Genomic DNA, 24,700 nt, shown 5'->3' on the forward strand with positions numbered 1-24,700 from the left:
GGAAGTTGGTACGCAGTGCGCTGGGAGGTGGAACACCTACTCGCTTCTGAGAAGCCGCCCCAGTTGGTCGTTTATGCGTCGGCGCCCACGCCGGCTGACGACCCGCTGGCCGAGATTCGAGCACTCAGCAAGCAGTTCAAGCACCGCCTTTCTACCCTGGTTCGTCAGTCGCTCTCAGGTCAGCTAGCAGTGGCCCGCATCGACCAGATCGCGCGCGATGCAAGAACTTTGGACGAGGCGGAAGCCGCAGTCGGCGGAAGCGGCGCGGCGGATGTCCGCCTGATGAGCATCCTTGGTAGCGATGACAGCGTGCAGATGGCCCTAGCAGTGCTTGACGGCAGTAAAGACGACACAATCGATCGCGAAAATGTATGGACTGACGTCGCGAAAATGTTGGGCGACTCGTTTGGCGGCGTGCCCTCGGGCGCACGCGATGAACTGAGAAGCTCCTTCGCGCAGCAGATTCTGCTGTCTGAAGTGGCACAAGCGGCAGGAGGACTTACGGCAGACCTATCGTCGGTATGGGCTCCGCCGACCGCAGATCAACGCCGTCGCGCGGATGCCCTACTCCAAACCTGGCGCTATGCGCCGAAATGGCGCGCGACGTATCGGGACCTCGCTATCCACATAGACCAACAGCTAGACTTAAAGTCTGTACTCGTTTGGTCCGATGGCCTAAACGGCTGCTTCACCACGCCGTCAATCGAATCATTATGTATGACAGAGGTGGCACGGCAACTCGAAGCGGGTGACTTCGACGCCGCGAGCGTGTTGGCCGAACAACGCCTTGTAGCTGGAAACCCCTGGCGCGACGAACGCCCAGGCCAATCGTCAACACGCTGGAGTGACCAGTGGAGGGCTGTGCGTGCGGTGACGGGTCTGCATCGCTCGTTGCAACACCACACCGTTCCATCGGGCGCACTTCCCGCGATACTCGATTGGTATGTGAGCACGGCACACTCAGTCGATCATGCGCACCGCCACCTAGAGCTTGCGCGCGGCGCGTTGGCGTCTCACGGAATCCTGGAGCAGCACATCGCGAAAGTGCGCGTTGCGTACGAACAGTGGGTCGATACCGTCGCGAGAGCCGTCACACTAAACTTGTGTCAGAACGGCTTGAGTGGAGTCACACAGATTCCACAGGGCGAAATACATGACCGTTTCGTCAAGAACGCCGACGGACCAACGGCCTACATATGGGTGGACGCACTCCGCTATGAATTGGGCGTTGAACTTGTCGAAGCCATCCAGAGCGACATCAGTGAGCACGTGTCGCTCTACGCGGCGACGGCGGGAGCGCCGACCATTACCAAGGTCGGAATGACGAACCTCCTGCCTGCAGCCGCCGAGCGGCTCAGCGTCGAGATCGACGACGGCCGGTTGTCGATCGCGATCGGCGAACGCGAGGTTTCGACCGTCGAACACCGCATTGAGCGGCTGCGCGCTGCGCATGGGCCAGTTGCGAACCTCGACCTCGGGTCAGTAAGCCAACAGGGCGAGACGGAACTTAAGAGAGCGGTCAAGAATGCAAACCTCGTGCTCGTCCGCAGTCAGGAGATCGACGCCGCAGGCGAATCTGGTCTGCTGAATACTGCTTGGCCGCAGTTCGAGGCGACCAAGCAGGACCTGGCCAACGCCGTGGCCAAGCTCGGCCAGGCTGGCATTCGGCGCGTCGTTATCACGGCGGATCACGGATTTGTTGCACTGAGTCAATCCGTGGGAGACCCTCGGACCATAGACGCACCGATTGGGGGTGACGGTGAATTACACCGACGGTGCTGGGTTGGCAAGGGTGGAACCACCGCGGACGGCACGGCGCGGATTGCTCTTGCCGAACTCGGCATCCGAAGTGATCTCGACATTATCGTGCCCAAGGGACTGGCGGTGTTCAAAGCCGGTGGCGGAAAACAGTTCTTTCACGGTGGTCTTTCGGCTCAAGAGTTGATCACCCCAGTCATCGTCGTGGACTTGGAACCCGTTCAGCAGCCCCATAAATTGGACATATCGGTCACCATTGCGGGTGGGCGAATCACCACGGGCGTATTCGCAGCCACCGTCGAGTTCCTCGGAGACTTGTTCACCGATGCCGTCACCTTCCGCGTGGTCGTTCGTGGAGGCACCGAAAAGGAGTCCGTCGCCCGCGTGGTGTCGGGGGATGGATACGACCCTGAGTCGGGGTCGGTGACCATTGCGCCCGGAAGGCCGACCGTCCTTACCTTCCAAGTAGTTTCAAACCTGCAACGGAACTCGCAGATCGAGCTTCAGGTGGTTGATGCCCGCACCGGCCGGCGAATCGCTGAATCGATCACGCCAGTGGCCGCTTCGATCATTGTTGAGGAGGAACTGTGACCAATCCGATGGACGAGCTCGACCGGAAATCTAATGACGTGTTCGCCGGTCGCGTGGTGCGCAAGGATCTAGTGCGTCAGGTCAAGGTTGGCGCCAACGTCCCTAACTACGTTCTCGAGTTCCTGCTAGGCAAGTACGCGGCATCAGACGACCCGGCGGCAATCGCGACAGGGCTCGAGGTCGTGCGTAGCACACTCGCTGACAACTTCATCCGCCCAGACGAATCGGAAAAGGCGAAGGCTGAACTCAAACGACGCGGGCAGTTCCGCCTAATTGACAAGGTCGACGTACGGTTGCTCGCAAGTGAAGACAAGTACTGGGCGCACCTCTCGAACTTCGGTGAGAAGTTCATCCACATTCCGGACGATCTAGTCTACAAGTATGACCGTATGCTGGGCGGTGGCGTCTGGTCGCAACTGGACCTCGTCTACAACGCAACCGATGACGACACGACCAAGCGCCCATTCTTCATCAAGGCCTTGAAACCCATTCAAGTCGCCGCGTTCTCAATGGATGAGTATGCCGACGGCCGGAGGCAATTCAGTCGGGATCAGTGGCTAGATCTGTTGATGCGGACGATCGGCCTCGAGCCCGACGAGTACGACTTTCGTGGCAAGCTGCTCGCGCTGACACGACTTATTCCGATGGTGGAACGCAACTTCAACCTCATTGAGCTTGGCCCATGGGGGACGGGTAAATCGTTCGTGTATCGAGAGTCATCACCCAACGCAATCCTCATTTCGGGTGGCAAGGTGACCGTACCCCAATTGTTTGTGCACATGGGCACTGGCCGCGTCGGACTGCTCGGGATGTGGGATGTCGTCGCATTCGACGAGGTTGCCGGTCTCGAGATGTCCGATTCCACAGTGGTCAACATGCTCAAGGATTACATGGAGTCCGGGTCATTCGCCCGAGGCAAAGAGGAGACACCAGCCGAGGCTTCGATCGTCCTGATCGGCAACACCAGCAAGCCACACCAGGAACTCATCAGGACCGCGCATCTGCTAGCGGACCTGCCGAAGGCGATGATCGACCCCGCCTTCATCGACCGCCTGCACTTCTATTTACCCGGTTGGGAAGTGCCAAAACTCGAACACCGACTCTTCACTGACCATTATGGCTTCGTGTCCGACTATTTCTCAGAAGCTATGCGCCAGTTACGAAAGCGCTCATATGTCAGCGCGATCGATGCTGACTTCTCACTGGGCGATCATCTGAGCGCTCGAGACGAAAAGTCTGTTCGTAAGACAGTCTCCGGGCTCATTAAACTGCTTCATCCGCACGAAGAGTGGACTCGCGGGGAGCTGCGCGCGTACCTCGAGTTTGCAATGGAGGGACGACGCCGGATCAAAGAACAACTGAAGAAGCTTGCAGCGCACGACTACGCGAAGACCGCCTTCTCCTACATAGAGAGGGACACCGGCAGGGAGTATTGGGTTGAGGTGCCAGAGCAACCCGATGACATCGAACTTGAGATTGCCGGCGGGACGGCCACCAGCGGCCGAGCAATTGATGAGGTGGCGGAACCGCTGGCACTGAACACGACTGAACTCATGTCAAACGGTGAGAGCAAAAAGGTCGAGTTCAAGTCCTCTGCGACCTTCGACTGGGAAACCGGGAAGAAAAACAAGGAATTGGAGTTTTCTATCGCGAAAACCGTCGCTGGCTTTGCAAATTCACATGGCGGAACTCTGCTGATTGGAGTGAATGACGACGGTGAGGCCGTCGGCCTCGTCGACGACTTTCGACTGGCGAGCCAGAAGCGCCAGGACGCTGATGGTTATGAAAATTGGTTGACTTCGATGCTTGCGGAAAGTCTAGGGAAGGTCGCCACGACGTACTTGAGTGTGTCCTTCGATGAAGATAATGGGCACAATATATGTCGGGTGGATGTGACCCCTTCTAAGGTGCCGATCTTCATCCGTAGCCAGAAATCGCGTGGGGATTTTTATGTCCGCCTGAGCAACTCGACCAGATTGCTCAACACCGCTGAGGCGATGGAATACATCAAATCTCACTGGGCCTGAGCCAAACTGATGACAGTTGTGACACTCATTCCTGATAACGCCCCTTTGAAAAGGCGGCCAGATCATCGCCACTTACACCTCCAAGTAGATCTCGCTGACTAAGTCACCCCTACCTCCTAGGGTGTGGCATGTTCCCACTGAATGAGTCCAACGAGGTTTAGAGTCCTGTGGCCCGATGTCGGGTCAGAAGGGACGATGAACACATGGCTGGTCGGAAGCGGAACTCCGCGGAGGACATCGTGCGCAAACTGCGCCGGGCGGATGAGCTGGCTGCCGAGGGCAAGACTGGTGAGCAGATCGCCGCTGAGCTGCAGGTTTCGCCGGCCACGCTGTACAACTGGCGGCGCGCCTACGGCGGCATGGACACCGACGCCGCCAAAGAACTCAAAGAGCTGCGCGAGCAGAACGCCCGCCTCAAGCGGCTGCTCGCCGAAGCCGAACTGGAGAAAGACGCGCTGCGGGAGGTCGCGAAGGGAAAATTCTGAGCCCAGCTGCCAAGCGCCGCGCCGTGGACATGCTCAAAGACACGCTGAGCATGTCGGAACGGTTGGCGTGCAAAGCCGTTGGGCTGGCCCGCTCCACCTACCGCCGCCTGCCGTTGGCGCAGACCCCGGCCGACCCGGACGCCGAGATCAGGGCCTGGCTGCGCTGAGGTGAGCCCCTCGTAGTGGTCCAGTTGTTGTGCGGCTCTGATGCCCGGTGTTCGGGCAGGAAGAATCGGCAACGACATGGCAGCCAAGAAGCGCCGGCGGCATACGCCGGATCAGATCATCCGCAAACTCGCCGAGGGCAACAAGCTCCTCGGGACCGGACAGGAACTGGCCGAGGTGTGCCGGCACCTGGAGATCACCGAGTCGACGTGGCATCGCTGGGTGGCCCAGTACGGCGGCATGAAGGCCAGCGACGCCAAACGCCTCAAAGAACTCGAGGCCGAAAACACCCGCCTGAAGAAACTGGTCGCCAACCAGGCCCTCGACATCGACATGCTCAAGGAGATCTCGGAGGGAAACTTCTAACCCCGAACCGCAAGCGCAGCGCCGTGACGATGCTGCGTGAACGGTTCGGGGTCTCCGAACGGCGAGCCTGCACGGTCGTGGGCATCCACCGCTCCACGATGCGCCTGACGCCGACGCCGATCACCGATGAAGAAGCCGAGCTGCGGGCCTGGCTGCGCACGTTCTCCACCGACCGGCCACGCTGGGGATGGCGACGAGCCGCGGTGATGGCCCGCAAGGCCGGCTGGGCGGTCAACCTGAGTTTGGACACCTCGGTCGGTTCTCGCGCGTGTTAGGTCTTTGAACTGGGCTTTCTTTGGTGTGGGTGGGTGTTTGGGGGTACTAAACCTGTAGGTTCGTGCGGTGGCGTACGTGCGGAAAGTGCGCACTGCCTCGGGCGCGGTGGCGGTGCAGGTAGCGCGCAAAGACCAGGGTCGGGTGCTGATCCTGGCGCATCTGGGTTCGGCGCATACCGATGCTGAACTGGGCATTCTGCTGGAGCAGGCCAGGGCGATGGTGCTCGGTGGCCAGGTGGCGCTGGATTTCGAGGTGGCAGCGCGGGCCCAGTCGATGGTCGATGTGGCCGATTTCCGTGAGCAGGCGTTGATCGCCGAAGGGCACAAGTCAACGGTCGCAGCGCCGGTGGTGCCGCCCGGGCGCACGGTCGGGGCCAGCTCACGACTGCTTTATGACGTCCTGGGCCACGTCTATGACTGGCTCGGGTTCGATACTGTTGCCGATGCGGTGTTCCGGGATCTGGTGATCGCACGGATCGTCGAGCCGACCAGCAAGCTCGACGCATCGCGGGTGCTGGCTGATCTCGGCGCCCAACTGGTGTCCTACAAGACCATTGACCGCCATGTCCGCAAGATCCATGCCGGCGGACATCGCGACGCTATCGCCGCGAAATGCTTCGCCTACGCCTCTGACTGCGGCGGGCTGTCGCTGATTTTGTACGACGTGACCACACTGTATTTCGAAGCCGAAACCGAGGACTCCCTGCGCAAGGTTGGGTATTCGAAGGAACGCCGTGTCGATCCTCAAATTGTGGTCGGCCTGCTGGTGGACCGGACCGGATTCCCTTTGGAAATCGGCTGTTTCGAAGGAAACACCGCCGAAACCACCACCATCGTGCCGATTATCACTGGCTTTTTGGAACGCCACGACCTCAAGGGCACGCCGATGGTGGTGGCCGCCGACGCGGGGATGCTCTCGCAGACCAACCTCGCCGCGCTCGATGAGCACGAGCTGTCGTTCATCGTCGGCTCCCGCGTCACCAAGGCGCCCGGTGATCTGGAGTCCCATTTCCATTGGCACGGTGATGTTTTCACCGACGGTCAAATTATCGATACCGTGACACCGCGGCACGGCAACACCACGGTCAACAACACCAAGCTTCGGGCCGAGCCGGTCTGGGACCCCGAGAGCAGCACTGGTGCATGGCGTGCGATCTGGTCCTACTCAGCCAAACGCGCGCGCCGCGACGAGAAAACCCTCGCCGCCCAGGAAGCTCGAGCCCGGGCGATCGTCGACGGAAGCAAAGCAGCCAAGGCAGCACGATTAGTGAAAGTCCGTGGCCACGACCGCGTCGTCGACGAAACCAGCCTGGCCCGCGCCCAATCACTGGTCGGACTCAAAGGCTACGTAACCAATGTGCCAGCAACGGTCATGCCGGCAGCCGAGATCATCGCGAAGTACCACGACCTCTGGCACGTCGAGAAGTCGTTCCGAATGTCCAAAACAGACCTCGACGCGCGGCCCATGTTCAACCGCATGCGCGATGCCATCGAAGCCCACCTGACCATCGTGTTCGCCGCCCTGGCCGTCTCCCACGCCACCCAGTCACGCACCGGACTGTCGATCGCCAGGGTCGTCAAGAAGCTTCGGCCGCTGCGCAGCGCCACCATCACCATCAACGGTGCCACCCAGACCTTCCCGCCAGCAATTCCCGACATCGAGCACAAAATCCTGTCCGATCTTGGCTTCAACCCTGGGTACTAAGCGAAATGTCCAAACTCAGGCGACGAGCCGCGGTGATGGCCCGCAAGGCCGGCTGGGCGGTCAACAACAAGCGCGTCCGCCGACTGTGGCGCGACGAAGGTCTACGAGTGCCGCAGCGCCGCAGGAAGAAGCGGCTAACCGGGATCGGGACCGCGGTCGGGGCGATGTCGCCGATCCGGCCGAACGTGATCTGGGCGATGGACTTTCAGTTCGACACCACCGCCGATGGGCGCACCTTGAAGATGCTCAACGTGATCGACGAGTTCACCCGCGAAGCCCTGGCGGTCCACGTCGACCGGGCCATCAACGCCGACGGCGTCGTCGACGTCCTCGACCAACTGGCCGGCCAGCACGGAGCACCACACTACGTGCGGTTCGACAACGGGCCCGAGTTCATCGCTCACGCGGTCAACGACTGGTGCCGGTTCAACGGCACCGGCTCGCTGTTCATCGACCCTGGATCACCCTGGCAAAACGCCTGGATCGAATCGTTCAACGGTCGCCTGCGCGACGAGCTGCTCAACTCCTGGCGCTTCGACTCACTCCTGGAAGCCCAAGTGATTATCGAAGATTGGAGGATCGACTACAACGCCAACCGACCGCATTCAGCCCATCGCGGACTCAGCCCCGCCGAGTTCGCCCTACAGTGGACCACGACCCACCAACCCCAAGCCCGCATAGCGACTGGACCACCAAACGGGTCCCCCTCAGTTGCATCGGGCGCACATTGTCAGTGGTACCTCGCGCTTGGCTTGGGCTTTCTTGTAATCCTTCGCGGCCTGTGCCTTGGGTGTAAGTGTCGGTTTCCCGCCGTCTGGCGGAAGCTCAGCACCGAAGAACCGGTAGCACTCGAGCCGTGTCTTGGCGGCATGAACATCAAGATCGTCCAGGCTGTGCATCACAGCATTGTTCGTCCCATTCGAGGTCGCACGCTCAGCCGCGGCGAGCGCGAACTTGTAACCAGAGCCCACTGTGCCGTCTGAGGTCACACACAACGATGTCAGTTGCGGCCACCCGTTCTCGGTGCATGCGACGATTACCCGACCGAGTACATCGCCGATCCAGTTCATCACGAGGCCCCTGTGCGTAACGCCTGCCTGGGTCTGGACAAACTTGGCGAGCTGCGCGTACGTGACGAAGCCGTTGTAGCGCTTAGCCGTTTCCGTCAGCATCGCGACAGCGTGAGGATGCCATGCATCGAATGCATCCGGCATCGAGATCTTGTTGCCATCTTTGCCCTGCGGCACCGATGTACCTCCTCATTCTGTCGCTAGATGTGGTTCCAGCCGGTACCCGTTGGACGAGAGGCCCTTCCAGAGCTTAGTCGGCCATAGGCTCGGACCGCTGTGCCTGGGTGAACACCCGGCATCGCTGCGTCCGTTTCGACGCGCTTGCCGGTGCAGTAGCGCGGACATGGGCGGACAACGGTGATCGGCCGCGGAATGTCACCGGGTTGATCTAAGCTCCGCGCAGTTCGGGACTCGGACTGATTTGGTGACTTAAGGGGATGCGATGCCGTCAATCAGGAATAAATTTTGGCGCATGGCTCCACCGAGCGGTCTCGCTACGGCGGGCATTGCAGATATTCCGGTACTCACCTCGCCAGCGGGGCTTGTCGCCAAGCTCTCCGATCGGGACGGCCTGGTCGTCGCGTCGTGGGACTCCGAACTGCAGCAGGGGAGAGTTCATGCACTGGGGGTGGTCCAGACTGTCGAAAAGCCGGGTTCTGCAATCGTGGACTGGCGGCTAGCGAACTTCGCTGTAACTCCCTCTCCGCAGGGCCGGAGCAAGTGGGACACCATGCCGTTCTTCAGTTTCGATGACGCTGTCGCAGAACGCTATCGGCTGATGGAACACTTCCACGACGTGTTCGCCGGTGGACAGCCACGTACCGCTGAACTCAAGCTCGGCGCGCCGGTGGCGGATCAAGCGTTCGCAAACGATGCTGTGCACCAGGCTGATTCGAGTGTTGAGTTCCGGCCAGAACACACTGCTACGCGTGTGCCTCAGTGCAACCGGGTGTCGCCGGACGGCACCATCTTCTCCACGCCGGCACGTGGTGCCTACATGGGCAACAGAGCCGATCCTCGCAGATGGCTGGTGTGCGAGCTCTACGTCGACCGAGTTCTGAAGGCGCCGCGGACGAAGCTGTTCTTTCTCGATGAGGCGGTCGCGTTGGCTGCCGGCCATCGTCCATGCCAGACCTGCCGCCGAGATTGCTACCAAACATACATGGCGGCAGTGCAACACACTCACGCTGTGAGGGGAGCCCAGGAACTCGACCAGCTGCTGAACGCGGCACGGAAGTCGTCATACGCTCACGTGTCTGTCGGGTCCCTTCCCGACGGGACGTTTGTCGCGTTGGGGGCTGCGGACTACCGGCTGGTGTGGCGTGGTGCCCTGCACCGTTGGGCGCCCCACGGGTACGTCGACTCCGTCGCGCTCGCGGATGTCGAGCCGGACACAGTCGTCGTGCTGACCCCTGAACCTTCGTTGGCGGCGCTGCATAACGGCTATCCAGTGGACGTGCACCTCTCCGTCTCCTGAAGGAGTTCCGCGGTGGCTCCCGCTCAGGACCGCCAAACTTCTGCGTGCTGCTGCGCCTGTCTCGGCCGCGGCATCAGCGGCCCAGATGGCCATGAGCTTATTCGCCGTGAAGATTGCGACCCGCTTGGTCATCCCGGACTTGGTGTAGGTGCCGTGCGCGGCGAAGCTGGATCCTTCGGCGTCGCAGATCAGTTCGTTGTCGACGCACAAATCAACGTTTTTGGCGTATATCGCCGCCTATAACATCACCGCGGTGACGGCCCTCGCCCGGTCGTTGCATTCAAGGCCGCGAATTGTCGTCGGTCGCGAGTACCGTCCGCGGCATGAGTGACGGACGTCGACGACGCAAGGCAAAACAAACGCGACGAGAAGAGCGACGCCGAAAGAAGCGCAATCCAGAAGCGCTTGCCGAACCGCGTATCGCCGACCCGGCGCCGCCGACAGGTGTGACGTGGGGTCCGCGCGACCTGCTGGTTCTGACGAGCGAGCTGATCCAGGCGACGCGACCGGACCCGTTCGCGTGGCTGAGAACCGGTGACCGAGGGGAGCCGCCGAGCCTCGATGCGACCGTGGCCGGACTCATCGCTCAATGGGTCCCGAACAGCACCGCCGTGCTCGCGGTGCTCGCCGAACTCCTGGTCGACGACGAGAACCTACGGACTCGCTGTCGACTGGAGGTAGCCGCGCGCAGCCACCGACTGCCGCGTTGGATCATCGAGCTGACGCACATCGAGGTCTACCGCGCCGCCCGCATCACGCACGTGCTTGGTGACGGCGACGAACTCCTGATCGGTGTTCGCCTTGTAGACGGGCACGAACTGACGTGTGCCGTCTTCATCGACCACAACATGCTGTCAGAGGTCAAAGACGCAGGCTTGGTGTCGGATTCGACCGACAACGTGCTTGTCGAACTGGCCGAACGCAGCAACGATCCCGATACCAGCATCGTAGAGATGAGCCTCGCCGATGCGAGAGCGTGGATCGAACAGGGTCTCGACCAGCCGGTGATAACGAGGGAAATTGGCTCCTGGCCAGGTGTTCAGCCCCTGGTCCGGTGGTTGATCGGACATCTGCCCGAATTCGGCGAGCCTTACCGGCCACCGGTCTGGGGTTATCGGCCGACCTTGGAGTTGTGTGCCGAGTTCTTCGCCTCCAGCCAGGGTGCGCAGTTCCAGGACTACGAGCATCAGGAGTTGCTGCTAGAACTCCTGGAAACCGGCAACGGGGATCCATTGCGATGGAGTGTCGCGCGCATCGAACAAGCCCTGGGCGGCTCGGGGCCCTACGACGAGCACCTTTCGGTGGGGAGTGTGTTGGACGCTCCTGAACTTCTGCCCGAGTTCGTCCCGTTCGTACACGCGAAGAGCGGGATTCGGGACGAACTGACTGCACAAGCGCTTGCGGTCATCGACGAATTGGGCCCGGGTTATAGGCGGGAGGTGCTGGCAAGGGTCGAGTGGTCCGCGTGAACGCGTGACATCAGCGTAGGCCTCGGTGTCACAGCCCGCTGCTAGGGTGCCAACCGTAGGAAAGCTGGGGGGATATGGACATTAGATCGTTGGGCCACGCAGGCAGCGTCTCGTGCCGGGAGCCGTACTGATGACAGCATCCGCGCCGGGGCGCCTGCTCACCCCGTCGAAGGTGACGGCCTGGCTGGACTGCCCGCACTACCTGGCGTTATGCGCCCGGGTCGACGACGGCACCCTGCCGAGACCCGACTTCACCTTCGGCTCGTTCGCCGAGCTATTGCTGAACAAGGGCCTCGCGCACGAGCAGGACTGCCTGGACGAGTACCGGCGCCAAGGCAAGACCATCCTAGAAGTTCCGGAGAAAGCCAAGGGCCAAATCTTCTCGTCCTGGGTGGCCGGCACTGGTAACCCGCTCGACGACTACGACGTCGTCTATCAGATGCCGTTCATCCACAACGGTATTCGCGGTGTCGCCGACTTTGTGGTGCGCGTACAGGACCCCGATACCGGCGAGGTGAGCTACGAACCCGTCGACGCCAAGCTCACCCGCACTGAAGCCAAGCCCGGCCACGTGCTGCAGCTGTGCTTCTACGCCGACGCCATCGAGGCGTTGACCGGCCGACGCCCCGAACACATGCACATCTGGCTGGGCTCCGGGCGCATGGAGACGCTACGAGTCCGTGACTTCCAGCCCTACTGGCGCCGGCTGCAGAAGCACCTCGCGGTGGCGCTGGCCGGGGGACCGGCCGGCGGTACCGTCGCTGAGCCGTGCGCGCATTGCGAGTTCTGTAAGTTTCACCCGACCTGCGAAACATACTGGCGCCAAGTCGATTCACTGACCTACGTGGCCGGCATCCGCAAGCCCGACGTGACGGCACTGGTCGATGCCGACATCGCCACCCTGGCTGCCCTGGCCACCAACCAGGACCCGGTCGAGAATCTGGCACCTGAACGCCTGACCCGCCTGCGGGGACAGGCGGCGCTGCAGTTGACCGCCCGTGAACAGGCGCCGAATCGGCCGCCGTTTCAGCTGATCGAAGAAGGAGAACCGCCTTGGGGCCACGGATTCGAGTCGCTCCCCGAACCTGACGCCGGCGACGTGTTCCTCGACTTCGAGGGCCACCCGTTCTGGCGTGCCGACACCGGGCTGTTCTTCCTGATCGGACTCATTGAAAGGGATTCGAGTGGGCAGTGGCAGTACCGGTACTGGTGGGCGCACGACCTGGCCCAGGAGGCCGCCGCAGTCAAATCCCTCGTCGACTACCTCACTCACCGGCGCGAGCAGCACCCAGGCATGCACGTCTACCACTACAACCACACCGAACGCTCGGCCCTGCAGCGGATGGCTGAAACCCATGGCGTCGCGGAGGTCCCGCTGGCCGAGCTGATCGACACCGGTGCGTTTGTCGACCTGCTGCTGGTGGCGCGCAACAGCATTCAAGTCGGCACCGAGTCCTACGGGTTGAAGCACCTGGAGCGGTTGACCGACTTCGAACGCGGCCACGAGATCGATCAGGGTGCCGGAGCCGTCGTCCAGTACGAGCAGTACATGGCCGAGCCCAACCAGGCCGACCTCGATGCCATCGCCGCCTACAACGAGGACGACGTCCGGGCCACCATGGCCTTACGGGACTGGTTGATTGAGCACCGCCCACCCGAGCTGCCCTGGCGCGCCGCCGTCATCGAGCCCGACCCCGGCATTCCGGAGCTCGACGAATGCGTCGCGCGGCTGCACGAATTCGAACCGGGCACAGACGAACACAATCTCGGTGATCTGCTGTGCTATTGGCGCGACGAGTGGTTCGCCTATGTTGCGCCCAAGAAGGTCAAGCTGGCCGCCGACCCCCTCGACCTCCTAGACGATCCCGAGACCATCGCCGACTTGAGCCTCGTCGAACGTATCGAGCGCACCAGTAAGGCTGGCAAGGCCCTGTTGCCGGCGATGCGGTTCAGCTTTCCGGCACAGGATCTCGAGCGATTTCCCAGTAGCGGTGGGTCGGTCATGATCGCCGTCCCCACCGGAGAGTGGCGGTCCGCCAGTATCGACAAGTTGGACCGCGACGCACGGGCCCTCGACCTGCTGTGGAACGTGGATCTGCAGGAGATTGGCGGCCAGCCGCGGGCGGCGGTGTTGCATGATTGGGTCGCCGCAAAGCCCAAACCCGAGGCACTGCAAGACTTCGCGGAAGACCTCTTGGATGGCCGCGCACCCAACCCCGTGACGCTGGCCCTGCTGCGGCGCGAACTGCCACGCTTCACCGACCGGGCCCGCACGGAGTTCATCGACGACCTTGATGACATGACCGAGTGGGTCACCCACTTGGACCACAGCGTCGTGGCGGTGCAAGGCCCTCCCGGCACCGGAAAGACCTACCGTGGCGCACGATCGATCCGCGCGCTAGTACGAGCCGGTCAGCGCGTGGGGATCACCGCGGTCAGCCATTACGCGATCGCCAACCTGCTTGAGGGCGTGGTGGAGGCGTTCACCCAAACCGGCGAACTCCACCTGCTAAAGGCGGTGTGCAACGCGGGCACCAGTTCGGTGGCGCGGCTCCCCGGCGTCACGTACGGCGACAACAACAAGTGCGCCCGCGACGAGTACAACGTGGTGGCCGGCACCACCTGGCTGTTTTCCAACGACGCGATGCGCGACGCCCCCGTGGACGTGTTGCTGATCGATGAAGCCGGCCAGTTGGCGCTGGCCGACGCTTTGGCGGCCTCCGGTGCGGCACACAACTTGGTACTGCTGGGCGATCCGCTGCAGCTGCCGCAGGTGGCCGGGGCCAGCCACCCCGGCATCTCCGGTCGCAGCGTCCTGGACCACATCGTGGGCGACGACGTGCTACTGCCCGCGGACCGCGGGGTCTTTCTGCAGGAGACCCGACGGATGCAACCCGATGTCTGCGCATTCATCTCAAGCCAGATCTACGACGGGCGCCTGCACAGCTTCGAGGACTGCAAGCAGCAGACGACCGTCGCGGGGACCGGGCTGCGCTGGCTGAGAGTCGATCACGAGGGCAATCGCACCTGGTCGGTGCAGGAAGCCGACGCGATTGCCGAGGAGCTATCCCGGCTGATCGGCACGCCCTGGACCAACCAACAGGGTGAGACCAACCCGTTGCAGCCAAGCGATTTCATGGTGGTCGCCCCATACAACCTTCAGGTCAACGCCATCAAGGCCCGACTCGCCAAGGATCCGGCCCTGGTTGACGTCCCCGTGGGCACCGTCGACAAGTTCCAGGGCCGCGAAGCGGCGGTGGTGTTCTTCAGCATGGCCGCCTCCAGCGGCGAGGACATCACCAGGGGAGTGGACTTCCTGTTCTCCCGCAACCGGCTCAACGTCGCCGTCAGCCGGGCCCGCTGCCTGGCCTACCTCGTCTGTACTGATGCGCTGCTGGACACCCGGGCCCGCACGGTCGAGGACATGCGGCTGGTCGCCACGCTCAATGCGTTCGTCGAGGCTGCTGAGCCGTGACTACCCCATGGCCTGGCAATGCGTGTCGAGTGAAGATCAGCGGCTAACTCTGCCGATCGTCTGTGGTGTCTTCCTCTGCGAGCAGTGCAGTCACCGCCACACTCAGGGGATCCATGTCGTTGGCAATCACGTCGTCCACGATTGTGGCGTCGATGTCAAAGTATTCGTGTATCAGAAAGTTTCGCATAGCCGCGATCTGGCGCCACGGGATCTCGGGACGTCTGGAAGTCACGCTGGCCGGCAGCGCATTCACTGCCTCTCCGACGATGCCAATCTCCCGAAGCACTACTGACAACGCCATATCGGAATGCGGGTCGTCAAGTGACCGACGGAATTCATTGACCTTGCCGATGGCCGCGTGTATGTCGCGCAGGCGGTCCCGGGGCGATCTACTCACAGCGCAATTGCCTGCTGACGCGCAGTCTCGGACACTCCGGCCTTGAGGAGGCGCTCGTCGGCAACGTCAATGCGCATCTGTAGAAGCTCTTCGAGTTCGAGACGGATGCCAGACAAACGCGCCAGTCGACTGCCGGGTCCTACATCGGAAAGGTCGAGCAAGATGTCGACATCGCTGTCTGGCCCGGCATTGCCTTGTGCTACCGATCCGAACAGCCTCGGATTGCTCGCGCCATACTTCGTGAGGACGGCACAAATCGCTTCCCGATGCCGCTGAACCGTCTCCAGCGCTCGCCTGCTGTACGCACTGGTCATCCAGCTATTCTACCGGCGATGCCTGGTCGGGCGATGTTGATTACGAAGAGATGATGACCATGGGCGACACCGTAGATAATCAGGGCGTCCGTGCGAGACGAAATGGCGATCCGCGCTTTGCACAAAACCCTTCGTCGGCCAGCGTCCCGCCGTGCGGGTACCGGCCGCTTCCTTCTCCAGGCAGACGTCGTACGCGGTGCGTCCGGGGTCCGCAAGACGGGCGCGGTCGCAACAAGGCGATCGGACAATTGACCGGGGTCGAGCACGCCGCGCCAGGTCAGTTCGCTTTCGGTGTCTCGATCAGGCATCTCGCCTGCCGGCATCCGCGGGCTGCGGTGGTGATTGCAGTGCCTCTCCCAAGCGCTGCAACGCTTCCCGAAACGCCGGATTCGGATTCGCGTTGGGTAGCGCCGCGAGCACGTCCCGCAACGCCTCGTCCGCGCCGACCGCGCGCAACCGCGCACCATATAGCGCCGCGGTGGTGGGGGTACGGCTGTAGGCCTCGGCGCAATGCACCAACACCGTGCGCCCTTGAGCCCGAAGGGTTTCGATTGCGCGCACGGTATCGAGCAGGACGAAATCCAGGTGCGGGTTCTCGTCGGGATCGGTCTTGTCGATCAACCGCACCTCGACGTGCGGCATCCCAGCGGGCACGTCGGCGTCGGCCACGCGGCACAGTGAGACCACCGCGTCCACTTCGGCCGGCAGTCGACGCAGCGCCCCGACACCGCCGAGCAGAACGTCCGGATCGTACGGGTGAGGAGTGAGCGTGTTGATCCGCGAACCCGGATACGTCGGTCCCTTGGCGGGGCGGCCCTTGCGGTGGATGGCGGTCGCCAGCCCCACCAGTCCGCGCGCAGTCAGATCCGGCCAGCCGTGCAGCAGGTGGCGCCACTCCAGCGGCACGGCCGACGCACCGTAGGCCGCACCGAGCAGACCGCCCGCGATCGCCGCGACCGTATCGGTGTCATTGCCGGCCCGCACCGCCGCGTCGAGGCCGCGCCGAAGATGCTCGGCCCGGTCGGTTCCGGGCCCGGCCACGGTGGTGGCAATCGCCGACCAGGCAGCTTGCAGCGCCGCGACCACCCATCCGTTGTTGGCGAAATCGGAGGGACGAGACACTTCTGCCTGTTCGATCCGTGTCGACCAGACCTCTCGGCGGTCACCACCGATGTGGCGCAACCCGATTCGGACATCCAACTCCGTGGTCAGCACCGCATGACGGATCGCGCAGCACCACAACACCGTGGCATCGCCTGCATCGGGATCGAAATGGGTGAGCTCGCTGATCGCCCGGGCGGCCGCCACCAGGGCGTGCTCGTCATCAAGATAAGCCAACGCCACCGGCGCGGTCCGCATCAGCGAACCATTGCCGGCGGTGCGACCGGTGCGCTCGTGCAGCGTCGCCGCCGCGGTGCGCGCGTGGGCCGCCGAGATGCGCCCCTCGCGGGCAGCTGTGGCCAGAACGGACCGCGTCTGGATGCCGACATCCTTGGCGCCCAAAGACCACTCGTGCCAGCGAGCCACGATGGCGTCCTGCGCCGTCGACTCGCGTAGGTCCGCTCCCGTAGCGGCGACCTCGGCGATGGCAATCGCCATGGCGGTGTCGTCGGTCCATTCACTCGGCTCCCACGGCCCACCCCCGGCCATCTCTACCGGCAACTCGGGCCCTCGCGGCGGCTGGAACTCGTACGGCGCGCCCAGCGCGTCCCCCGCCGCGGTCCCCAACAGCACGCCCTCGACCCGGTCATTCAGTGATGCCATCTCCACCCCCAGTTCAATTTGCGCAAAAGTGCGCTAAATGAGATGGACTGTACGCTGGGGCACTGACATGGACAACAAGAACCACAGAGACAGCAGCGGACGCACCCTGGGGGACTACCCAAGACCCTCGGTTGCCGTCGACGCGGCTGTGCTCACCGTCGATCCTGCGGTCGGGTTGTCGGTCCTGCAGGTCAGGCGGACAGGAGGTCGAGGTTGGGCGCTGCCGGGCACCTTCCTGCACGCCGGCGAGACCCTGGCCGACGCCGTCGCTCGGGCACTGGCGGACAAAGCCAACGTGACCGGGTTATGCCCCCGCCAACTCCACGTCTTCGATGACCCAGAGCGCGACGATCGTGGCTGGGTGTTGTCGGTGGCGCACGTCGCCGTCGTCCCGCCAGATCGGCTAACCAGCCGCCTCGTCGCCACCACCCGACTGGTCCCCGTGCATGCACCGGGCCGACTGATCTACGACCACGCCGACATCATCGCGCTGTCCGTCGAGGACGTGCGCACCCGCTACGAAGCGTCGCCGGATCCCGACCGTCTGCTCGGCGAGGAATTCACCCTGCGCGACCTTCGGTTGGTCCACGAGGGCGTCGCGGGGTCCGCGCTGCAACGTGACACGTTCCGGCGTTCGATGGAGTCCCAACTCGTCGCGACCGGCGCCACCACGGCGGGCGGGCGAGGACGCCCCGCGGAGTTGTTCCGGCGACGGGTCAACCTCGAGTCATGAACGGCCGCGGCTCACCATCCGCCTGAAGTCACGGAGTGTTCGCGCTGAATTGTGCTCTCGCCCGACCAGCGGTAGGCGGTCAGCGCGCCGTCTTTCACCGCGCTGAAGTCGACGCACGCGGTGTAGTCCGTCCAGTCGTGCCGGTGTTTCGGAGGCGCCTGCCGCCAGTAATGACCGTAGACCACCGGGATTTCGTCGGTATAGACGAAGGACCGGGTGTCGCTCCGCAGTTCCAGGTCGGGCAGCGGCGGGTAGGGCTCGCCGGCCGCGGTGGTGAAATTGCCTGCCATTTCGGCGATGTCGCGCAGGGTGCGGCCGCCGTTGTTCCACCATTGTATTCGGGCGTTGTCGCGCGGCGTGCCGTCTTTGTCGTGGTAGGGGAGCTGCCCATGGTTGACCAGACTGATCTCGGGGCCCTTCAGCAGCGTCTCGACCGCACGGTACAGCGGATGGTGCTCGGTGCTGGCCGCCACCAGATGGTCGATGTGGGCGAACGGGGTATTCGATCCGCAGTGGTGCTCGACCACTGCGATGGAGTCCGCGTGCCAGCAGGCGTGGACGACCCGCAGGCCACCGAGATCCAGCCAGAGCGGAATCGTCTTGAACCACTGCAGGTATCGCTGCCGGTCAATGCCGGTGACCTGGTCGAGGAAGGCCTTGTGCTGTTTCGCGTTCTTCTCCGACCTTTCGTCGTCCGGGTCATCGTGTGGGCGTAGGTACTTCCCGCTGCCGGGCGGCCATTCGGTGTCATAGGCGAGGGCGTTGAACTCGTGATTGCCCATGACGATCCGGGCGCTGTCCGCATCGACCATGGCCTTGACCACCTCGAGCACGCGCAACTGTTCGTCGCCGCGATCGATCAGGTCGCCGACGAAGATCGCCTGCCGACTGGGATGGCGGTATGCGGCTGCGGGCTCGGCCATGTAGCCGAGTTCGGTGAGTAGTTCCTCGAGCTTGGTGGCGCATCCGTGGACGTCGCCGATGATGTCGTAGCCTTCGATTCGCTGAACGTTCATCTTGTGTGATCCTCTCAATGGGGTTCGGATAGAGCAGACTGGGACTTCGTGTTACCGCGGTCCGCATCAGAAACGACATGCGGTCGAATCTCACACGTCCCGGGTATCACTGAGGTCCAATCCGAACACCTTGGCGCGCAGACGATGTCGGTCTTCCACCCGCGCTTCGTCCCGACGTCTCTGGGCGGCCACGCCGAGGTGCACCTTCAATGCCTGGAGCCATTGCTTGCGGTGCCCAGGGCCAATAGAGGCGCAGTCCTTCGCTTGAGACATCGCGATATTCCCCGAGTTTCGTGCCTCTGCCAGGAGAGGCGCTCTTGCCCTCACCGGTTGGCGTGGGCCGCGTCGTCATCCGAGCCACCCGCGAGCGTGGGGTTGGCGTGCCGCTTAGTCGGAGCTTGGTACGGCATCTCATGACGCACCCCGACTATAACTTGGCGGTCTGACAGGCAAGGCCGAAAGGTCTTGATGGGGTGCGCATTCTTCGCTTACGCAACGAAACCTCTCGGTTCAGATCACCGGTGTACTCACGGCAGGGGATGGAGAATGGTGATGAGATCAGGTCGCACGCTAGACCGCCGCCATCACGGCTGCTGTGTGGCCCGAGCCCTGTACCATGACGATTGCTTCACGAGTTGCCGTCGCCAAGCTCCGACTGGACGGTACGCCAACCCCACGCTGGTGGGTGGCTCGGATGACGAAGCGGCCTAAACCGTTTGGTGCGGGCAAGAGTGTCTCCGTGGTGGAGACTCCCGGGCAGGGAGGGCGGATTATGTTCCGGTCGATTGATCAAGTCATCAGGCGCAACGTGCGTGCGCAGTGTCCGCGGCGACTGGAGCGGCCCAGGCAGGCGGGACGGGGCGACCGTCCTCGGCAGAAGAGGTTGTCATGAGCGCAGAGCGTGGCTGGATTGGCGAGCCACAGCCTCCCCGGCAGTGGCATGCGTCGCACTACTCCCGAACGGCTGATCAAATCGCGCGCCACGGTTCCTACGCGGCCGCCGAAGCTCATCGTCGTTCTAAATTGCAGCGCGCCGTGGAAGATACCTGGGTCGAACAGGAGATCAGGAATGCCAAACTGCGCACCGTGAACGCATCTGCTCCCTTGCAGATTGCGGCGCGATACGAAAAGGCATCCGGTGTTGGTGACGGTTGTCCGGCTGACGGCACATAGCTGTGTCTGCACCGGGCCTCGCTTCGCCGAAGAGCGGGCGACGGGCGCACCGCACGGGTGAGTCGCAATGACTGACCAGGACCGCACCCGCTGGGACGAGCGCTACCGGGAGCGCCCGGCACCGTCCATGGAATCGGTGGGTCCGCCGCCGGCGTTCGCCCACTTTGAAGACGTGTTCCCCACTGAGGGGCACGCCCTGGACCTGGCGTGCGGACCGGGCGTGACCAGCGTGTGGCTGGCCCGTCGCGGCCTCGACGTATGGGGCGTCGACGTCTCGACGATCGCCATCGACCAGGCCCGAGAGCTCGCTGCGCGCAGCGACGTTGGCGATCGTTGCCGATTCGAAGTCGTCGACCTCGACGCCGGGCTTCCGGCCGGTCCACCCACGGACGTCATTGTCTGCCAACGGTTCCGGGACCGTCGCCTCGATCAGGCGATCATCGACCGGTTGGCCCCCGGCGGGCTGCTGGCGATCAGCTGGCTGAGCGCGGTCGGCGCCGAACCGGGGCGCTTCCGGGCGGCGCCGGGGGAGTTGACGGCCTCCTTCGCCACACTGGAGACGATCGCCGCCGACGAACGTCAGGGCGAGGCGTGGATGCTGGCCAGAAAGACCTGAGCAACGGCCGTGGAGGCGCCCTCAGCCCGCGGCCCACTCCTTCGCCTGCTCCAGCTCGCCGAGACCGAATATCTTGAGCTCGCCGGGAACCATCCACGCCAGCACGTGTAGCGCGTGCACAATCCAGTCCGTGTCGGTGACGATCGCCATCCGCTTGAATGCGGAGTGGTGTTTGAAGAGCACACCGAAGCCCATCCGGATGTCCTCGGCCAGCCCGCCGCGGCCGAAGCCTTCGTAGTCCGGATCGATGACCTCGACGAACCTGATCTCATCGGTGTCCAGCAGCTGGCGCATCTGCGGTTCAAATGCGCGCAGTTCCTCGCCCGTGACTGTGCCCGAGACGCGAATCCCGGTCACGCCCTCGGGCGTGTCAGTCATCATCTCGATCACGGCATAACCCCCCTGTGCAGTGCCCGAAATCCACCCTACGCTCGCTACCGGACCACCGGCCACGGTACGGGAGTGACGGGCGGGCGGCCCGGGCCGGCCGACGACGGAACGCCAGCTTTAATCGGGCACTGCAGACATCGCCCGCGCGACCGCGCCGTAGCGTTCGAAACGCTCGAGATCGCTGGCCGCGTTGTACAGCACGAGGCGGGTCGCGACACCGGCGTACTTCTCGCCGAGGGCGCCGGCCAGACCGTCCCAGGTGGACTCGGTGGCGAACGCCGCGATGTGGTCGTCGGTGATCTGGTCCGCCATTCCGGCGAAGTCGCCGGCCTTCTGCTTCTCGCGGATCCGCGCGGTCGTCCCTTCGAACCCGGCCTCATCCCAGATGAACGCATAGTTGGGCGTGCTGCCGTAAAAGCTCAAGCTGGCCCGCACAAGCTCACGTTCGTTATGCCGTTCCTCGTCGGTATCCCCGACAATCGTCATGACCGGCACAATCACCGCGACCTCCGACGGCGATCGTCCCGACTTCGCCGCTCCCGCAGCGACATTCGGCACGACGTGACGCGCAATGTATCCGGGTTCGCCGAGCGGATGCACATGCAGCCCGTCGGCGACCTCGCCCGCCATCCGCAGCATCCACGGATTCACCGCCGCCACATCGACACTCGGATCGGGTGCGTCGATGGGGCCCGCGCTCCACTGGGGCGTCAGGAAGTCGAGGTCGTAGAACTCGCCGTGGTGATCAAGCGTCCCGGTCCGGAACGCGGCGAAACACGCCTTCACAGCGAGCACGTAGTCGCGCAGTCGGGGACCGGGCCGGTCGAAGGCCGCACCGTATCGCCGCACCACATGGGTACGCACCTGCGTGCCGAGACCGAGCCGGAACCGCCCGCCCGTGGCCTCTTGGAGCTCCCAGGCCGTCGCGGCCGTGACGAACGGACTGCGCGGAAACGCCACCGCGACACCGGTCAACAGGTCAAGGCCGGGCGCGCACTGCGAGGCCACCGCGGCATTGAGATACGCGGTTCGCCCGGTCTCGGTGAACAGGAGACCGGAGAAGCCGAAGGCCTGCGTACGTCGGGCGAGATCGCCGATCTTTTCCAGCGGCTGCGGAGTCGTCATCACGTCGATGTGCACGCTGCCACCGTACGCCCGCGGGATGGTGATCCCTAGGCTCGCTGAATGCTCCGCAGCAACCCATCCCAGTTTCCGCGCTCGACGTAGCGCATGACCTTCGCGCCCTGCTCCCCGTAGGTGCCACGGCTGTCACCGTCGAGCACCCATGCATGCTGTCGGTCCGCCCGCGCGGCGATCTGCGCAATGCGGCGTTTCCGCTGCGCTTCCCGGCGGCTCCGCTCGGCCTCTGCTTTCTCGCACTGCGTGACCAACACCTGCGAGACCACGACGGCGAGGACGACGACGACGATTACCGCCAGAGCGCCCAGGATCCACCAGATGTACTTGACGATCACGCCGATGATGAACAGCAGCCCCACCAATGCAGCGAATCCGCCGACCTGATTCCCTTGACCACCCATGTCGGTTCTCCCTCCTGACCCGCATGATGCCATCAGGTACCGACATCGAGTCCCGTTGCCGAAGAGGCGATTCGCCGCTCACACCGGTCCGGTATAGCCCTGATCCCGGGCCCACCCGACAACCGTCGGCTTGGCGTCCAGGCACATGGTGTTCACCGCTGACATCAGCACGATCGCCGCCTCGGCCGGCGCGAAACCGGTATTGCCCAGCTTGCCGAGCACCAGCGGCGGCGAAACCCCTTGGCGCAGTTCGTGGCAGAGCTCCTTGCCGATATCGATCATGTCGACCATCGACGAGTACCAGACCCCCGCGCTGTCGAGCTCGGAGATGAAGTCGTACTGGTCGGCCTGGGCCGGACCGGCGAACAACACCGATCCACACACCGCCAGGACAGCCGCAATTACCCCACGTTTGCGCATGATTCCCCCCTCGGATAGCGCTTACGAAAGGGAAGTTAGACCATGCCACCGACAGACACGGACAACTACGATCCCACCCACCATGGCGGAAAGCTGATGTCGAGGCGTTCCCGTTGCCGGTATCCCGCCCAGGTCGGCACCCCGGTGGGCTGCCCGAGGTAGATCCCACGCGCCGCGGCGACTACTCGTGCGTGCTGGGTGGGCCACTGCAACGACGAGGCCACCTCTTCGAGCACCTTCAGGTCGCGTTCCAGCACCCGGTCGACGAGCGCCACCGCGGGCAGCGCACCGCTCTTGTCGCCGTTGCAGCGCGCGCACGCCAACACCAGATTGGCGAGGCCGTCGATGCCCACCAATGACCACGGCAGGACATGGTCGATCGGATTGTTGGCGGGCAGATGGGTCCGGCAGTAAAAGCAGTGCGGCCCAAAGGCTTCCTTGAAAGGTTCGCGCACCAGCGCCATCGCAGTGCGCTCACGGCCGAACAGGTGCCCGGCGACGTCCGGCACTTCGGCGTCGAGGAACTTGTTCATCCGGCGCACGTCGTCGACCCACATGATCTCCAGCGCCGGCTTCAGTAGACCCGACAGCCGTGCCAGGCCGTGCGCCACACCAGGTTTGAGGACGATCGCGTCCCCGCGGTCACGCAACGTCGAGCGGCTCACCTTGTCGTGCAGGTAGGAGTCGTCGTAGAGAAACGCGTCGCTGGTCGATGCCCCGGGCAGTTTCTGCAGCCGATGCAGGGGTTGCTGCGCCAGGCACAAAGCGATGTCGTCGATGGCACGTTGGTAGGCCTCGGGTGCACGCAGGCGCGCGATGTCGACCGAGAACCCGCCGCGCCGCATTCCGGCCGCATCCCGCAGCGCCGCGGTGGCGGCCAGGATCCGCGCTCTGGGCTGGGTCGACTGGCGCAGCTGGTGGCCGTCGAAGGGCCGCACCTGCTGCCAGTAGATGCTGAGCACGCGATGGGCCAGGTCGGGGATCGGCACCTCGAGCGTGCCGGCGGGATCGGCCGGCAGGTTCTCCACGCAGTGCTCGAGCAACGCCATCAGCGTCGCCAGCTTGTAGGTGGCCGTGCGCAACCCGGCTTCGAGGATCGCGACGACGCGCTGCCCGAGTAGCAGCGGATCGGCAGGGTCAGTCACGCCGCACGCTCAGTGTCGGGACCCTGCGATAGACAGTCACCAACGCATTATGGCGAGGGGGACGGACATCGTGGCCAAACTCGTGCGGGACAACATCCCCGCGATCATCCGGGCGTCGGGCCGGAGCCCGGTCATCCGACAACTCTCCGACGTAGAGTTCCGCGCGGCACTCGAGGTCAAGCTCTCCGAAGAGATCGCCGAACTGCGAGTGGCCCGCGACGCAGAGGCGATCCTCGACGAGGCCGCCGACGTCCTGGAAGTTCTTGCCGCGGTTGTCGCCCTGCACGGCAAGACGGTCGACGACATTCTGGCCGCTGCCGCGCGCAAG

21 protein-coding genes, 2 pseudogenes and 2 riboswitches are annotated in these 24,700 nt (G+C 63.7%); of the genes and pseudogenes, 13 read left to right on the forward strand and 10 right to left on the reverse strand.

Annotated features, from left to right (window positions below):
* Positions 1-15: 15 nt before the first annotated feature.
* The 10 genes and pseudogenes from RCP80_RS09335 (at position 16) to RCP80_RS09380 (ending at position 14,863) form a co-directional block, all read left to right on the forward strand.
* Positions 16-2,349 (forward strand): PglZ domain-containing protein, encoded by a 2,334-nt coding sequence (locus tag RCP80_RS09335; RefSeq protein ID WP_308482061.1) that lies wholly within the window; start codon positions 16-18, stop codon positions 2,347-2,349.
* Positions 2,346-4,376: a protease Lon-related BREX system protein BrxL gene (brxL, locus tag RCP80_RS09340; RefSeq protein ID WP_308482062.1), complete on the forward strand. Its 2,031-nt coding sequence runs from the start codon at positions 2,346-2,348 to the stop codon at positions 4,374-4,376. Before RCP80_RS09335 ends, brxL begins: the two co-directional genes overlap by 4 nt.
* Positions 4,377-4,579: 203 nt before the next feature.
* Positions 4,580-4,861: a transposase gene (locus tag RCP80_RS09345; protein ID WP_308482063.1), complete on the forward strand. Its 282-nt coding sequence runs from the start codon at positions 4,580-4,582 to the stop codon at positions 4,859-4,861.
* 23 nt (positions 4,862-4,884) lie between these two features.
* A complete protein-coding gene (locus RCP80_RS09350; protein ID WP_308482064.1) occupies positions 4,885-5,028 on the forward strand; it encodes a hypothetical protein in 144 nt (47 codons plus the stop codon).
* 76 nt (positions 5,029-5,104) lie between these two features.
* Positions 5,105-5,628: pseudogene (locus RCP80_RS09355) on the forward strand (transposase); the annotation flags it as partial.
* A 106-nt stretch (positions 5,629-5,734) separates the two neighbouring features.
* Positions 5,735-7,372 carry an IS1634 family transposase gene (locus RCP80_RS09360; RefSeq protein ID WP_308482065.1) on the forward strand — a complete coding sequence of 546 codons (1,638 nt, stop codon included), beginning with the start codon at positions 5,735-5,737 and terminating at the stop codon, positions 7,370-7,372.
* A 5-nt stretch (positions 7,373-7,377) separates the two neighbouring features.
* Positions 7,378-8,046 (forward strand): annotated as a pseudogene (locus RCP80_RS09365) (IS3 family transposase); the annotation flags it as partial.
* Between the two features lie 868 nt (positions 8,047-8,914).
* On the forward strand, positions 8,915-9,919 hold the full coding sequence (locus RCP80_RS09370; protein WP_308482066.1) for a hypothetical protein: 1,005 nt from the start codon (positions 8,915-8,917) through the stop codon (positions 9,917-9,919).
* 323 nt (positions 9,920-10,242) lie between these two features.
* Complete coding sequence (locus RCP80_RS09375) at positions 10,243-11,388, forward strand: hypothetical protein (RefSeq protein ID WP_308482067.1); 1,146 nt, start codon at positions 10,243-10,245, stop codon at positions 11,386-11,388.
* 130 nt (positions 11,389-11,518) lie between these two features.
* Positions 11,519-14,863 (forward strand): TM0106 family RecB-like putative nuclease, encoded by a 3,345-nt coding sequence (locus RCP80_RS09380; RefSeq protein WP_308482068.1) that lies wholly within the window; start codon positions 11,519-11,521, stop codon positions 14,861-14,863.
* 43 nt (positions 14,864-14,906) lie between these two features.
* Here the strand turns inward: RCP80_RS09380 and RCP80_RS09385 are convergent, their stop codons facing one another.
* The 3 genes from RCP80_RS09385 to RCP80_RS09395 form a co-directional block, all read right to left on the reverse strand.
* On the reverse strand, positions 14,907-15,260 hold the full coding sequence (locus RCP80_RS09385; protein ID WP_308482069.1) for a HepT-like ribonuclease domain-containing protein: 354 nt from the start codon (positions 15,258-15,260) through the stop codon (positions 14,907-14,909).
* Positions 15,257-15,574, reverse strand: coding sequence for a nucleotidyltransferase family protein (locus RCP80_RS09390; protein ID WP_308482070.1), 318 nt, complete (start codon positions 15,572-15,574; stop codon positions 15,257-15,259). The genes RCP80_RS09385 and RCP80_RS09390 overlap by 4 nt, the downstream gene beginning before the upstream one ends.
* A 300-nt stretch (positions 15,575-15,874) precedes the next feature.
* The gene (locus RCP80_RS09395; RefSeq protein WP_308482071.1) at positions 15,875-17,338 is read right to left on the reverse strand and encodes an ADP-ribosylglycohydrolase family protein; all 1,464 of its coding nucleotides are present in this window, start codon (positions 17,336-17,338) and stop codon (positions 15,875-15,877) included.
* Positions 17,339-17,405: 67 nt separating this feature from the next.
* On the opposite strand from RCP80_RS09395, the gene RCP80_RS09400 reads away from it, so the two are divergent.
* Positions 17,406-18,071, forward strand: a complete 666-nt coding sequence (locus RCP80_RS09400; RefSeq protein ID WP_308482768.1) for an NUDIX hydrolase — start codon at positions 17,406-17,408, stop codon at positions 18,069-18,071.
* An 11-nt stretch (positions 18,072-18,082) separates the two neighbouring features.
* Here the strand turns inward: RCP80_RS09400 and RCP80_RS09405 are convergent, their stop codons facing one another.
* Entirely contained in the window at positions 18,083-19,087 is a 1,005-nt protein-coding gene (locus tag RCP80_RS09405; RefSeq protein WP_308482072.1) for a metallophosphoesterase, read from the reverse strand.
* A gap of 308 nt (positions 19,088-19,395) precedes the next feature.
* A riboswitch (SAM riboswitch) is annotated at positions 19,396-19,506 on the reverse strand.
* 207 nt (positions 19,507-19,713) lie between these two features.
* Positions 19,714-19,825: riboswitch (SAM riboswitch) on the forward strand.
* A gap of 150 nt (positions 19,826-19,975) precedes the next feature.
* On the opposite strand from RCP80_RS09405, the gene RCP80_RS09410 reads away from it, so the two are divergent.
* Positions 19,976-20,260 (forward strand): hypothetical protein, encoded by a 285-nt coding sequence (locus RCP80_RS09410; protein WP_308482073.1) that lies wholly within the window; start codon positions 19,976-19,978, stop codon positions 20,258-20,260.
* 67 nt (positions 20,261-20,327) lie between these two features.
* Positions 20,328-20,876, forward strand: a complete 549-nt coding sequence (locus RCP80_RS09415) for a class I SAM-dependent methyltransferase (RefSeq protein WP_308482074.1) — start codon at positions 20,328-20,330, stop codon at positions 20,874-20,876.
* A gap of 21 nt (positions 20,877-20,897) precedes the next feature.
* Here RCP80_RS09415 and RCP80_RS09420 read toward each other — a convergent pair whose 3' ends face one another.
* The 6 genes from RCP80_RS09420 to RCP80_RS09445 all read right to left on the reverse strand — a co-directional run bounded on the left by RCP80_RS09420 (position 20,898) and on the right by RCP80_RS09445 (position 24,658).
* Positions 20,898-21,266, reverse strand: coding sequence for a SpoIIAA family protein (locus RCP80_RS09420; protein ID WP_308482075.1), 369 nt, complete (start codon positions 21,264-21,266; stop codon positions 20,898-20,900).
* 117 nt (positions 21,267-21,383) lie between these two features.
* Positions 21,384-22,406, reverse strand: coding sequence for a TIGR03617 family F420-dependent LLM class oxidoreductase (locus RCP80_RS09425; protein WP_308482076.1), 1,023 nt, complete (start codon positions 22,404-22,406; stop codon positions 21,384-21,386).
* Between the two features lie 32 nt (positions 22,407-22,438).
* A complete protein-coding gene (locus RCP80_RS09430; protein WP_308482077.1) occupies positions 22,439-22,807 on the reverse strand; it encodes a hypothetical protein in 369 nt (122 codons plus the stop codon).
* 78 nt (positions 22,808-22,885) lie between these two features.
* On the reverse strand, positions 22,886-23,227 hold the full coding sequence (locus RCP80_RS09435; protein WP_308482078.1) for a DUF732 domain-containing protein: 342 nt from the start codon (positions 23,225-23,227) through the stop codon (positions 22,886-22,888).
* A 65-nt stretch (positions 23,228-23,292) separates the two neighbouring features.
* Positions 23,293-24,372 carry an HNH endonuclease gene (locus RCP80_RS09440; RefSeq protein WP_308482079.1) on the reverse strand — a complete coding sequence of 360 codons (1,080 nt, stop codon included), beginning with the start codon at positions 24,370-24,372 and terminating at the stop codon, positions 23,293-23,295.
* The gene (locus RCP80_RS09445) at positions 24,365-24,658 is read right to left on the reverse strand and encodes a hypothetical protein (RefSeq protein WP_308482080.1); all 294 of its coding nucleotides are present in this window, start codon (positions 24,656-24,658) and stop codon (positions 24,365-24,367) included. Before RCP80_RS09445 ends, RCP80_RS09440 begins: the two co-directional genes overlap by 8 nt.
* Positions 24,659-24,700: the final 42 nt, after the last annotated feature.

The sequence above is a fragment of the Mycolicibacterium sp. MU0053 genome (assembly GCF_963378095.1).
Classification (GTDB): Bacteria; Actinomycetota; Actinomycetes; order Mycobacteriales; family Mycobacteriaceae; genus Mycobacterium; species Mycobacterium burgundiense.